We start from the raw sequence: 12665 nt of genomic DNA on the forward strand, positions 1-12665 counted from the left end.
TATCAGTCCCGGATGCCGGAGGTACCACCATGAACACCACACAGCTGCATCCCCGAACCCAGGCCTTTGCGCGGGTGCTCGGCCCCTTCTTCGCGATCGTGGGTGTGACGACCGTGGCACGCGGATCGCAGATGCGCGCGCTGCTCGACGGGTTTGAGTCCAACCCAGCCTGGGCCTGGGTGACCGGAACCTTCGTGCTCCTAATCGGTATCGTGATCGTCGCGCTGCACCCCTATTGGCGGGGAGCGCCGGCAGCCACCGTGTCCGTACTGGGCTGGATGCTCGCAATGCGCGGACTGCTGCTAGTAGCCTTCCCCGGCGCATTCATGTCCGCCGCCAACGCCACCGTCGGAATAGGTGCGCTGTGGACCGGCGCCAGCATCCTGGTGGCGGCGGTCGGGGCGTATCTGAGCTACGTCGGCTGGCGACCGGCGCGGGCTCGGGTGAAGACTGCGCAGACAACGAGCCGCGATCTTTCTAGCGCCGCGTAGTCGATGATCGTCGATTAATTTCGCGCACAGCCAGATTGACCGCACGCGGCACCGCACACGCCACCTTCGGAGTCAGCTCCGTGCCGTGCCCGGTGTCGGCTACCTCGACCATGACGACCACGACCGAGTCGGGCACCCGGTCCAGCGTGACGCCAAGCGCGTGCGTGCGGGCGAGATCGACGGTGTGCGAACTCAATCCCCCGTCGCTGGCCAGGTCAGTCAACGCACAGCAGCGCACGCGACCCGGAACCGGCTCCGCCACCACGGCGCCGTCGACCAGCACAGCCAGGCGGGCACCGGCCCACACCTGAAGCAGGCTCATCGGATCGGCAATGTCAGTGAACACCCGAACATCGGGCAACGCCATTTTCTCGATCGCCTCGGCGGCCAGGATCCCGACGGCGTCGTCGCGTCGGAAGCGATTACCCAGGCCAACGACGATGGTGCGCGCGGTCACCGGCGGCGCACCGTCAGGGTCAAGAAGTGGGTGGCGCACGAGATGCACGGGTCGTAGCTGCGAATCACCCTCTCGCACAATAGGGTCAGCGCCGCGTCATCGATGTCTAGATTGGCCGACACGACGCGGGCCAGGTCGGCTTCGATCGCGCCCTGGTTCTGCGAGGTGGGCGGCACGATGGTCGCCGCAGAGATCAGCCCGTCATCACCAATCCGGTAGCGGTGATACAGCAGGCCGCGGGGCGCCTCACTGACACCGTGCCCCACCCCGGCGCGGGCCACCACGTCGACGAACGGGCGTGCCGGGCGCTGGTATTCCTTGATGATGCGCAACGCTTCCTCGATCGCGTATACCACTTCTACGGAGCGAATAACGATGCTGTGGAATGGGTTTCGGCACTGGCCTGTTAGTCCGGCGCGAACTGCGGCCTGAGCGGCGATCGGCGACAGCACCGCCGAGTTCAGCGAATAGCGAGCCAGCGGCCCGGTGAGGTGGCGGCCACCGTCCAGTGTCGCCTGCAGCGCCGAAGAGTGCGGCACTTGCTTTTCCCTTACCCGCTCGGTGAATTCAGCCACCGGGAAGGGCCTGCCGGCGCTGCGCACGATGGTGCCGTTCTCGATCGGGTAGCGTCCGGGCGTGCTGAGCGCCAAGAACTCGTGGTCGATCTCGAGTTCGGGGAACTCGAAGCCCGACACCCACTCGACCGTTGCCAGCGCTTCGTCGAGGGCGCGGCGCAGCCGTTCGGCGATCGGCGCGAGTTCGGCTTTGGTTGGCACCGAATAGAAGCCGCCGACACGCACGTTGATCGGGTGTATCGCGCGCCCGCCGACGAATTCCATCAGCTCGTTGCCGGCCTTCTTCAGCGACAGGCCACGCTCAACCGCGGCCGCGTGCTGGCGGGACATGGCGACGATGTCGGGGCAACCGAGGAAATCCGGCGCGTGCAGCAGGTAGATGTGCAACACGTGGCTGTGCATCCACTCGCCGCAGTACAACAACCGCCGCAGCGCAACCAGCTCGTCGTCCAGCGTCACCGCGCAGGCGTCTTCGATGGCGTTGCATGCGCTGAATTGATAAGCCACCGGGCAAATTCCACAGATCCGTGCGGTCAGGTCGGGTGGTTCGGTGTAGGCGCGGCCGCGCAGGAATGCTTCGAAGAACCGCGGCGGTTCGTAGATGTTGAGCTCGACCCTTTCCAGCGCGCCGTCTTTCACCGTGACGTGCAGTGCCCCTTCGCCTTCCACCCGGGCCAGGGTGCCGACATTAAGGGTTCGGGTGCTCACCGCGGTTGCCGTTCGGCGGCAAAACTGGTCACGTTGAAGGTCGAGAACACCCGATCCACGTCGCCGTCGGACATCCCGTCGCGGCGCAACAACGGAATCAGTGTCGCGGTCTGCGGCGCCGCAGACGGCCCGAAACAGCCGAAGCAACCGCGATGATGCTTCGGGCACAGCGCACCGCAGCCAGCGTGGGTGACCGGGCCCAGGCACGGCGTGCCGTCGGCGACGACCAGGCAGGTGACGCCACGCATCTTGCATTCGGTGCACACCGTCTTGGCGGGCAGTCGGGGTTTGCGGCCGATCAACAGCGCGGACAGGGTGTCGAGTAATTGTCCGCGGTCGATCGGGCAGCCGTGCAGCTGATAGTCGACCTCGACGTGGGCCGAGGCGGGAGTCGACGTCGCCAAGGTCTGGATGTAGTCGGGTCGGGCGTAGACCACCGAAGTGAATTCAGCGACGTCAGCGAAGTTGCGCAGCGCTTGAACTCCCCCGGCAGTCGCGCATGCGCCGATCGCGACCAGCACCCGCGACTGCGCGCGGATGTCGCGGATCCGCTGCTCGTCGTGCGGTGTGGTGACGGAGCCTTCGACCAGCGACACGTCGTACGGCCCGTCCACCGTCGCGCTGGACGCCTCGGCGAAGTTGGCGATAGTAACTTGGCCGGCCAGGGTGAGCAATTCGTCTTCACAATCCAGCAGTGTCAGCTGGCAACCGTCGCAGGACGCGAACTTCCATACTGCCAGTTTGGGTGGGCTCATCTACAGCTCCTTCACCCGCAGCAACGGGCCGGCGACGTCGTAGGTCACGACGGGCCCATCGCGGCATAGCAGTAGCGGACCCAGCTGACAGTGCCCGCACAAGCCGATGCCGCACTGCATGTTTCGTTCTAGCGATACTCGAATATCCCGAGCGGCAATGCCTTTGGCGATCAGTTCCTCGGCGCCGAAGTGCAGCATGGCCTCGGGGCCGCAAAGCAGCGCTGTGGTGCGGTCGGGCTGCAGGGTGAGCCGGCGCAGTGGGGCGGTGACTAGGCCGACTTCCCCCGTCCAGCCCTGCGTCGCGGCGTCAACGATCAGGTGCAGGTCGATCTGCGGGTCGTTGGCCCATTTCTTGAGCTGGGCCGCAAACACGAAGTCGGACTTAGAGCGTGCGCCCACCACTAGCGTCAGCGTGCCGTAGCGCGCTCGCTGCGCCACCGCTTGCAGGATCGCCGGACGCAATGGGCACAAACCCACGCCACCAGCGACCATGACCAGATCTCGCCCGAGGGCTTCGGACAGGCCCCAGGTTGTCCCGAACGGCCCGCGGACGCCGATCACACTGCCCGGCTGGGAGTCGTGCAGTGCCCGGCTCACCGCGCCGACCGAGCGCACGGTGTGCGTGATGGAGCCGTCCGTCACCGTCGGGTCACCGGACACCGAGATCGCCACCTCGCCGACACCGAAGGCGTAGAGCATCATGAACTCACCCGGCTCGGGCGCCCGCAGTGCCTCGCCGAGCGGCTCAAGGCACAGCGTCGCCGAATCCGGGCTCTCCACAATGCGACTGCGCACCCGGTAGGGAACGGGCGCCATCGGCGAGTGCCGCTCAGGCTGGACGCGGGCAAGTTCAGTCATCGTCGGTCGCCTCTGGCGATCCGGCCATCTTGTTGATCTCCTCGGTGATGTCGATTCCGGTGGGACACCAGGCGATGCAACGTCCGCAGCCCACGCAGCCTGACATGCCGAACTGGTCGTGCCAGGTGCCCAACTTGTGAGTGATCCAGTGCCGGTATCGGGATGCCCCGGACTGTCGGACGCTACCGCCGCCGTGTACGTAGGTGAAGTCGAACTCGAAGCAGGACGCCCAGTTTCGCCATCGTTCGGCGTGGTCGCCGGTCAGATCGCTGACATCCTCGGTGCTGGTACAAAAGCAGGTTGGGCACACCATGGTGCAGTTGCCACAAGTCAAACAACGCTCTGCCACATCATCCCACTGCGGCGACTCGCGTGCGTCGATCAGCAGGTTGCGCAGGTTCGTCTCGGGCATCCGGCGACCCATGCGATGCGCAGCGGCTTCGACTTCACTTCGAGCACTATCGATTTCGTCTTCCGACGGTGCCCGGTGCGGCAGTTCGGCCAACACTTCGGCACCGTCGGGAGAGCCCACGTCTACCAGGTAGCTGGGTTCGCCGTCGTCGTCGAGGAGTTCAGTGAGTGCGAGGTCGTAGCCGGCCCCGACAGCGGGTCCGGTACCCATCGACGCGCAGAAGCACAGCCCGCCGGGTTCGGTGCAGTTCACCGCCACCACGAAGAGGTTGCGGCGGCGGCCGACGTAGGAGCTGTCGGGATAGTCGGCGTTACCGAGCACGCGATCCAGCGTCGCGATGGCGGCCAGATCGCACCCGTGCACGCCGACCAGCGCATATCGGGGTGGTTCCGGCTCAGATTGGACTGTTCCATCACGGCTTCCGGCCCACAACCGTAACCGCGCCGGGTGCAGGAACTGCTTCCACGACTGTGCCCCGGCTGAATGCCCGAACACCGCCTTGTCGTCACGGCGCCGGACCCGATAATGTCCAGGACCCACGTCCACGCCCCAGCCGCGTGGAAGATCGGCCGCGGAGTCGAGTTCGGAAAGCACAATCGCGTTGTCGCGCAACGTCGGGCCCACCACGCGGTAGCCGCGTTCGATCAGCGACTCGACGAGTTTGTGCAGTCCGGCCACGTCCAGCAACACGCACGTTTCGGACCGCCCGGTCATCGACATATCATTGTCCGATCAAGGTCATGCTGTAAACGGCCGTCTACTGGCCGACCGCCTGTTCGGACTCAGCTATCCATTCGACGAAGTCGTCGAGTTCGCGCCGCGGCGTCGAAGGCAACGGATCGGCGTCGATGGGTGCCCAGCCGACACGCAACAGCATCTGCGGATAGCCGTTGGCGCCAAAGACGTCTGCCCGCACCGCTTCTCGCGTCTCGGCGATCTCCAACGGCTCGGTGATGGGGCAGCTGGCCAGGCCCAGCGCGGTGGCGGTGAGCAGCACGATGCTGGTGGCCTCGCCGGTACGCAGCCAGGCCAGCTTGTCGTCAGTCATCGTTCCCAGCGCCAGGACCGCCGCATTTTCCACGTCCGGTGTGGCACCCGAGGGCATCCGCAATTGGGGTCGGGAGAACAGCCGGCCAGGCATCGGCGCGGTGCGGTCCGGCACCGGCGTGCTGTGCGCGGGTATACCGTCGTCTGAGGCGTGCCGACCGCTCCAAGCGGTGAGTTCGGCCAGGTAGTCCGCGTCGGCTGCGTGGTTCCAGACCGATTCCGCCACAATCTTGTTCAATTTGTCGGTGGCGTCGACCTGACGCAGCGCCACCCCGGCGCGGGCCGCGCGGGCCGCCATCAGAGCGATGTCACCACCCGCAACCGGCCAAAAGCTGTAGTGCCGCCGATCCGTTCGTCGCCGCGGTATCGCCGCGGCAAGCATGATGTCGAGCTGGCCGGCCGGATGCGGGGACACCTGGATGGCCGCGAGGTGATTCGGATCGTAGAAATTAGGCAGCCGGTTCACTTTGGCCTGCCATCCCGTCGCAGCCAAGCCGGTGATGCAGTGGTTGAGTGCCGCACCACAGCTCAGGATCATGTCTCGGCCATCGGGGTCGGTGTGGGGAAGTTGCAGTGTCGGATCGCAGTACAGGTGCAGGCTCGTCTCTCCCACCCGCCAGCGCCACGGCTGCGTGTTATGTACTGACGGGGCCCGGGAGGCCAGTCGCAGCGCCGTCTCAACAGTGCCGCGGTCTGGAAAATGTGCGTTCATCGCTAGCGACCTCATTCGTGCCTTTGTCTAGCTCACATGTAGCTCACCTCCAAGATGGCGTTGCGCCGGCCGTGACACGAGGGCACGGTGTCCCATTCAGTGAGGACTTTGTGCCATTGCTCGCAGCCGACGATCATCCCGCTGGTTCGGGGCCTAGACGTCTGGCAGCCAGGGAACCCGCGATGGAGGTGGCAACGATGGTGAGCAGGGCGCCGAACATCAATGCCGACGGCTCGCCGGCGCGCAGCAGGTGTTGCTGGGTGCCGATGGTGGCCGCGGCTACCGGCACACCGAGCTGGGCAGACGTCAGCACAGCCAGCGTCAAAGGCTGACCGAACAGTCGCCCGACGGAGTGCACCAGGATTGCACCGATTCCCAGGCTTGCCCCGAGCACAATGAGCCCGGGTTTGGCGGCCAGTTCTCGGACCTGCAGCGAGGCACCCAGCCAGATGAAGAAGAGCGGGCTGAAGAAGCCTTCGGTGATACCGAACAGTTGACGCGCAAGCCGCCGCGGTTCCCCGACCGCGGCGATGGTCAGCCCCAGCGCGAATCCCGCCAGCATGATCGACACCTGCGTGCGTACCGCCAGCGTCGCCAGCGCGAACAACAGCAGGAGGTTGGTGCGCAGCTCCAGCGCGAAACGCTTTCGACCGGAGTACTTGCGCACCCGCTTGAGCCAGCCCCGGCGGTCGGCCGCCCGCAAAACAAGGAACAGCACCACCGCGCAGCCGGCGACGGCCAGTGCGCCCAGCGCCGCCACTGGCGCGCGCTTGATGTCGATTACCAAGGGCAGCAGCACGATAGACGCGGTATCGGCGATGGCGATCTGCGCGGTGACGGCTAGTACTTGTGGCCCGTGCAATTGCAGCGAATCAAGCACCGGCAGCACAACCGCGGCCGAGGAAGACGCGATCAGTACCGCATAGACCGCGGCATGGCCGGTGCCGAACACGCCAGCAAGGGCGATTCCCGCGGCGGCCGCGAGGACACCTACCGCGACAGCCCTTGCCAGTGCACGCGGCAACGCCGTGCGCACCGCGCTGTCCCGCACCGGAACATGGGTGCCCACCACAAACATGATCAGTGCGAAGCCGATGTCGGCCAACAGCTTCAGTGTCGGATTCTGCACGTCGATGATGTTGAATCCGGACTTGCCGACCACCAGTCCGGCGGCCAACTCGCCAATCACCGCGGGAATTCGCAGGCGCGGGACGGACGCCAGCAGCGGGCCGACGAAACCTACGGCGGACAGCAAAGCCAGGGTGTCGAAGTCGAACTTCGGCACTGTCATCCGGTTCTCCGTTCCACGTCACGTCGACTCTAGGGCGATTAGCCCAATCATCGGAACGTTGCTTTCATCCACCCTGCCCGTCGTGGCAGGGTGGCGGACGTGTCCAACACCCCTGCACCGACAAACCTGAGCGAGATCAGCACGCCGACCGGCACGCTGCGCTACTACGACACTGGCGAAGGGCAGGCCACCCTGCTGTTCCTGCACGGTTCGGGTCCCGGCGTCACCGGATGGCGGAATTTCCGCTACGTGCTGCCCGTCTTCGCCGAGCAGTTTCGCTGTTTAATTCTGGAATTCCCCGGGTTCGGGGTCACCGACGACTTCGGCGGCCACCCGATGCTCACCGCGCAGGGGGTGGTGGCGCCGTTCCTGGATGCGCTGGGCGTGGACCGGGTGCACATCGTGGGTAACTCCATGGGCGGCGGGGTCGGTATCAACTTCGCGATCCGGTACCCCGATCGCATCGACCGGTTGGTGACGATCGGCGGCATCGGCACGAACACCTTCAGCCCAGGCCCCAGCGAGGGCATCCGGCTGCTGCAGGAGTTCACCGAAGATCCGACTCGGCAGCGGTTGGTTGATTGGCTCAAATCGATGGTGTACGACCAATCGCTGGTCACCGAGGAACTCATCGAGGAACGCTGGCAGCTGGCCACCGACCCGGCGACATTGGCCGCCGCGCGCCGAATGTATGGCAAGGCAGCATATTCGGCGATGATGGCCGCGATGAGCACCGCCGACCGGCCGATGCCATGGGCGGTGATGCACAAGGTGGCCGCGCCGACACTGCTGACCTGGGGCCGCGACGACAGGGTGAGCCCGCTCGACATGGCGCTGATCCCGATGCGCACCATTCCCAACGCGGAGCTGCACGTGTTCCCCAACTGTGGGCACTGGGCGATGATCGAGGCCAAGGCGGCCTTCGAGAGCACCGTGCTGGCATTCCTGTCGCGGCAAGGGCGCGGGGCGGCCTAGCTCAGACTTAAACCGAGCCGGCCAGGCCCTTGGTCAGCAGGGCGCGCGCTTCGGGTGTGCCGTCGAGCACCCTGCTGGTGCGGGTGCCGATCTGCCAGCGACCCTCGATCCGCTTCAGAACGAAATGATTTGCAGTGCAGCGCCATACATGGTATCCCTCGCCCTCACGAATGAGCACCAACGACTCGCACACGGCGACCGCTGTGTCGCCGTCGACGGTCACCACGCAGGGACCCAGAAAGTGGCAGCATCCGCTGGCGACCAATCTCTGATGAGGCGCGGAACTAACCATGGCGTGCACGTCCTCGCGGCTTTCCATGCGCATGACGTCGACGTCGTAGACGCCGTCCTGCGCCCACAGCCGCGCGGTGGCGTCGGAGTCGCCGGCGTCGACGGCCGGGCCGTAGGAGGCGATCAGTCGGGCGATGTCGCGTTCGTCCTCCAAGCGGCGCAGACGGGCTGCCAGTTGCTCAATATCAGTCACGCTGGTCTCCTATCAGGCTCTGCAGGCGCTGGTGCGCACCACCGACGATGGCGGCGCGGTCGGGCCCACTGCCAACAGCAGTTCGAGCACGTCGACGTTGTAGTCGCGCAGTTCCGGCCGGAGGGTGCTATCCACGCGCATCATGTCTTCTGGGTCAGGCCGGCGTCGACGACGATCTTGCCGCCGGTGATGTAGCGGCCCTGGTCGGATGCCAAGAACACCACCGCGTTGGCGATGTCGACCGGCTGCACCCACGGCACCGGCAACAGATTTCGCGCTTTGAGCACTTCGGCCGCGTCGGCCTCGGTGGGGTTTTCCAGATCCGGGCGCAAGCGCCGAAACGTCTTCTCGTTGAGCACCATCGGAGTGGCTACCGCGCCGGGGTGCACGGTGTTGACCCGAATGTTGCGCGGCCCCAGCTCGTTGGCCAGTGCGCGCGCCAAGCCCACCACAGCGTGCTTGCTCGCGGTGTAGTGAGCCGAGTTTGCGGTACCGCGAAGCCCGTTAGTGGAACTGATGATGACCACCGAGCCTCCGTCCGGGCCGATGCGCGGCACCGCGGCCCGGACCGTGTGCCACACCCCGGTGAGGTTGATGTCTATGGTGCGCTGCCAGACCTGCGGGTCCAACTCCCAGGACGGCGCACCAGCGGTATGGATACCCGCATTGGCGATTACCACGTCCAGGCGTCCCAGCTCGGTGACACCGGCGTCGACGGCGTCGGTCAGGGCGCGCAGGTCCGAGACATCGGCAAGGCCTGTTGCACAGCGGCAGCCCCGTCTTTCGACTTCTACTGCGGTGGAGCGCAGTTCGTCGCGCGCGGCCGGGAAGTCTAGAGCGACCACGTCGGCGCCCTCGTCGGCAAACCGCTGGCAGTGCACCCGCCCGGTACCGCCCGACGCCCCGGTGACGAGGACGACTTTGTCACGCAGGCCGGTGTTCATGACTGCTTGACCAGCTCAAAACCCTTGTAGCCGGCGTCGGCCACCTCGGCGCAGATCTCGTTGTAAGTGGCGAATCCCCCGACAAACAACATAAAGCCCCGGGGCTTTCCGGGGACGTTGGCGCCCATGTACCAGGAGTTGGCCTTGGTGAACAGCGTGGCTTCGGCCAGCCGGGTGCATTCGGCGCCCCAGGCGTCTACGTCGTCCTTGATGGCTTCGATGGCGACGTAGCCGTGGCTGTCGAGATAGTCGATGGTCTGCGCGATCCAATTCACCTGCGCCTCGGCGTGTAACACCATGTTCGCCAGCACGGCCGGCGCTCCGGGACCTGAGATCACGAAGAGGTTGGGGAACCCGTCGACGCCCAAGCCGAGGTAAGTGCGCGGTCCGTGCGCCCAACTGTCGCGCAGGGTCACGCCACCGCGTCCCACAATGTCGATCTTGGCCAGTGCACCGGTAAGCGCGTCGAAACCCGTTGCGAACACGATCATGTCGAGGTCGTAGTGCGATGCGGTGGTGTTGATTCCGGTTGCGTCGATCGACTCGATCGGCGTTTCGCGCACACTCACCAGCGTCACATTGGGCTTATTGAAAGTCTGGAAGTAGTTGCTGTCGGTGCAGATTCGTTTGGTGCCGATCGGATGGTCGTTGGGAATCAGCAGGTCGGCGACCGCGGGGTCGTCGATGACTGCCCGCACCTTCTCCTCGTAGAATCGACGCGCCTCCTCGTTGGCCGCCAGGTCGGTCATCTGGTCGGGGAAGGTCTTCGAGTACAGCACTCCGCCCAACTGCCAGCGCCTTTCGAATGCGGCGCGGCGCTCGTCGGCGCTGAACTCCATGGTGGGCCGGTCAGCGGTGATGTGCGGTGACCCGCCGCCACTGCGCCAGGACAGTCGGCGCCGCTCTCCGTACCCGGCCTTGATATCGGCCAGTTCCTCCGGTGTCAGCGGCTTGTTGCCGGCCGGCACACTGAAATTGGGGGTGCGCTGGAAGACGTAGAGTTGTGCGGCCTGTTCGCCGATGATCGGAATCGATTGGATGCCCGAGGATCCGGTGCCGATCACCGCGACCCGCTTTGCTGTGAAGTCGACGGGTTCCCGCGGCCAGTGAGCGGTGTGGTATACCTCGCCGGCGAAGGTGTCCAGGCCGGGGAAGTCGGGGATCATCGCGTCGGAAAGCGGGCCGGTCGCCATCAGACAGAACCGCGCTGTGTAGACCTTGCCGGTGTCGGTGCTCACCGTCCAGCGCAACGCCGCCTCGTCGAAAACCGCCGAGACGGCGCGGGTGTTGAACACAATGTCGCGGCGCAGGTCGAGCCTGTCGGCGACCCAGTTCAGGTAGCGCAGGATCTCGGCCTGGGTGGCGTACTTCTCGGTCCAGTCCCACTCCTGCTGCAACTCCTCGGAGAACGAGTAGCAGTAGTCGACACTCTCGACGTCGCAGCGGGCGCCAGGATAGCGGTTGTAGTACCACGTGCCGCCCGGCTCGGGCGCCGCCTCGATCACCCGTACCGTGAGCCCTTGGCCGCGCAGCTTGTGTAGGGCATAAAGACCGGCGAAGCCCGCACCGACGACCAGTACGTCCAGGGATTGCTCAGCGTTCACAAGGATCCACGGTAGAACCTCGCCGGCGCACAACCCAGACCCGTTCCCGATCAGCGGACGCCGCCGCATTCTCGTTTTTGGTCCGTTCATCGGGATCTACGGGTGAGTCCGCGCGCATGGTGCGGTAAACCAGACACAGGCCCACATAGATGAAGGACGTCAGGATGAGCGAGCGGGTTTTGGACCGAGTTGTCGAGATGGCCAGCCAGTTGCGCGAGCAGGCTCCCGAAGCCGAGCGCATCGGCCGGCTCACCGACCAGACGGTCAAGGCGATGAAGTCGGCCGGGCTGATCCGGCTGCTGCAAACCAAGCAGTATCAGGGGTTCGAGGTGCACCCGCGCGAATTCGCCGAGACGGTGATGGCCACCGCGGCGCTGGACCCGGCGGCCGGCTGGATCGTCGGCGTGGTCGGTGTGCACCCCTACCAGCTGGCCTACGCGGACCCGAAGGTCGCGGCCGAGATTTGGGCCGACGATGTCGACACCTGGATGGCGTCGCCGTATGCGCCGCAGGGCGTAGCTAGGCCGGTCGATGGCGGCTACATCTTCAACGGCCGCTGGCAGTTCAGCTCGGGCACCGATCACTGCGACTGGATCATTCTGGGCGCCATGCTCGGCGACGAAAAGGGCATCCCGATCATGCCGCCGCAGATGCTGCACATGATCCTGCCACGCAAGGACTACGAGATCGTCGAAGACTCGTGGAATGTGGTGGGGCTGCGCGGAACCGGGTCCAAGGACGTCATCGTCAAGGACGCATTTGTGCCGACCTACCGGACCATGGATGCGACTAAGGTGATGGACGGCAGCGCGCAGCGCGAGGCCGGGATGACCGAGCCGCTGTATCTGATGCCGTGGTCGACGATGTTCCCACTTGGCATCTCGGCGGCCACCATCGGTATCGCTGAGGGGGCGCTGGCCGCGCACCTGGACTACCAACGCGAACGGGTCGGCGCCACCGGCACCGCGATCAAAGATGACCCGTACGTGATGTTCGCGATCGGTGAGGCCGCCGCGGACATTAACGCCGCCCGCCAGGAACTGCTGGCCAACGCCGACCGCATCTACGACATGGTCGCCGCCGGCCAGCAGGTGTCGTTCGCCGACCGCGCGGCCGGACGGCGCACCCAGGTCCGCGCCGTGTGGCGCGCGGTGTCGGCGGTCGACGAGATCTTCGCCCGATCGGGTGGCAACGCCTCGCGGATGGACAAGCCGCTGCAACGGTATTGGCGTGACGTGCATGTCGGCCAGATGCACGCTATCCACGTCCCGGGCACGATTTACCACGCGTCGGCGCTGAGTTCGCTCGGCGTCGAGCCGCCGATGGGTCCGCTGCGCGCGCTGATCTGAGGA

The 12665-nt window shown here is 65.7% G+C and carries 14 protein-coding genes; 3 read left to right on the plus strand and 11 right to left on the minus strand.

The features are described 5' to 3' along the window. Positions 1-29: 29 nt before the first annotated feature. Positions 30-491, plus strand: a complete 462-nt coding sequence (locus tag H0P51_RS17790; protein WP_180914097.1) for a hypothetical protein — start codon at positions 30-32, stop codon at positions 489-491. On the opposite strand, the gene H0P51_RS17795 is transcribed toward H0P51_RS17790, so the two are convergent. The 7 genes from H0P51_RS17795 to H0P51_RS17825 form a co-directional block, all read right to left on the minus strand. After that, positions 478-948 (minus strand): hydrogenase maturation protease, encoded by a 471-nt coding sequence (locus H0P51_RS17795; protein WP_180914098.1) that lies wholly within the window; start codon positions 946-948, stop codon positions 478-480. The two genes, H0P51_RS17790 and H0P51_RS17795, sit on opposite strands and share 14 nt — an antisense overlap. After that, positions 945-2231: a Ni/Fe hydrogenase subunit alpha gene (locus tag H0P51_RS17800; protein ID WP_180914099.1), complete on the minus strand. Its 1287-nt coding sequence runs from the start codon at positions 2229-2231 to the stop codon at positions 945-947. Before H0P51_RS17800 ends, H0P51_RS17795 begins: the two co-directional genes overlap by 4 nt. Further along, positions 2228-2986 carry an NADH-quinone oxidoreductase subunit B family protein gene (locus H0P51_RS17805; protein ID WP_180914100.1) on the minus strand — a complete coding sequence of 253 codons (759 nt, stop codon included), beginning with the start codon at positions 2984-2986 and terminating at the stop codon, positions 2228-2230. Before H0P51_RS17805 ends, H0P51_RS17800 begins: the two co-directional genes overlap by 4 nt. After that, a complete protein-coding gene (locus tag H0P51_RS17810) occupies positions 2987-3844 on the minus strand; it encodes an FAD/NAD(P)-binding protein (RefSeq protein ID WP_425488877.1) in 858 nt (285 codons plus the stop codon). Then, positions 3837-4976 (minus strand): 4Fe-4S dicluster domain-containing protein, encoded by a 1140-nt coding sequence (locus H0P51_RS17815; RefSeq protein ID WP_180914101.1) that lies wholly within the window; start codon positions 4974-4976, stop codon positions 3837-3839. Before H0P51_RS17815 ends, H0P51_RS17810 begins: the two co-directional genes overlap by 8 nt. Positions 4977-5013: 37 nt before the next feature. Next, entirely contained in the window at positions 5014-6015 is a 1002-nt protein-coding gene (locus tag H0P51_RS17820) for an Acg family FMN-binding oxidoreductase (protein ID WP_180914102.1), read from the minus strand. A gap of 133 nt (positions 6016-6148) precedes the next feature. Further along, entirely contained in the window at positions 6149-7306 is a 1158-nt protein-coding gene (locus H0P51_RS17825; RefSeq protein WP_180914104.1) for a cation:proton antiporter, read from the minus strand. 90 nt (positions 7307-7396) lie between these two features. On the opposite strand from H0P51_RS17825, the gene H0P51_RS17830 reads away from it, so the two are divergent. Further along, a complete protein-coding gene (locus H0P51_RS17830; protein WP_425488878.1) occupies positions 7397-8281 on the plus strand; it encodes an alpha/beta fold hydrolase in 885 nt (294 codons plus the stop codon). 7 nt (positions 8282-8288) lie between these two features. On the opposite strand, the gene H0P51_RS17835 is transcribed toward H0P51_RS17830, so the two are convergent. From H0P51_RS17835 to H0P51_RS17845, 4 genes are read right to left on the minus strand one after another with little or no spacing between them, the layout of a single operon-like run. After that, positions 8289-8765 carry a nuclear transport factor 2 family protein gene (locus H0P51_RS17835; protein WP_180914108.1) on the minus strand — a complete coding sequence of 159 codons (477 nt, stop codon included), beginning with the start codon at positions 8763-8765 and terminating at the stop codon, positions 8289-8291. Positions 8766-8777: 12 nt separating this feature from the next. Continuing rightward, positions 8778-8900 carry a hypothetical protein gene (locus tag H0P51_RS28990; protein ID WP_281373711.1) on the minus strand — a complete coding sequence of 41 codons (123 nt, stop codon included), beginning with the start codon at positions 8898-8900 and terminating at the stop codon, positions 8778-8780. 5 nt (positions 8901-8905) lie between these two features. Beyond that, positions 8906-9709 (minus strand): mycofactocin-coupled SDR family oxidoreductase, encoded by an 804-nt coding sequence (locus H0P51_RS17840; RefSeq protein ID WP_180914110.1) that lies wholly within the window; start codon positions 9707-9709, stop codon positions 8906-8908. Next, positions 9706-11313: a flavin-containing monooxygenase gene (locus tag H0P51_RS17845; RefSeq protein ID WP_425488879.1), complete on the minus strand. Its 1608-nt coding sequence runs from the start codon at positions 11311-11313 to the stop codon at positions 9706-9708. The genes H0P51_RS17840 and H0P51_RS17845 overlap by 4 nt, the downstream gene beginning before the upstream one ends. A 164-nt stretch (positions 11314-11477) precedes the next feature. On the opposite strand from H0P51_RS17845, the gene H0P51_RS17850 reads away from it, so the two are divergent. After that, complete coding sequence (locus tag H0P51_RS17850) at positions 11478-12662, plus strand: acyl-CoA dehydrogenase family protein (protein WP_180914113.1); 1185 nt, start codon at positions 11478-11480, stop codon at positions 12660-12662. Positions 12663-12665 lie beyond the last annotated feature (3 nt).

The organism is Mycobacterium vicinigordonae, assembly GCF_013466425.1.
Taxonomy (GTDB): Bacteria; Actinomycetota; Actinomycetes; order Mycobacteriales; family Mycobacteriaceae; genus Mycobacterium; species Mycobacterium vicinigordonae.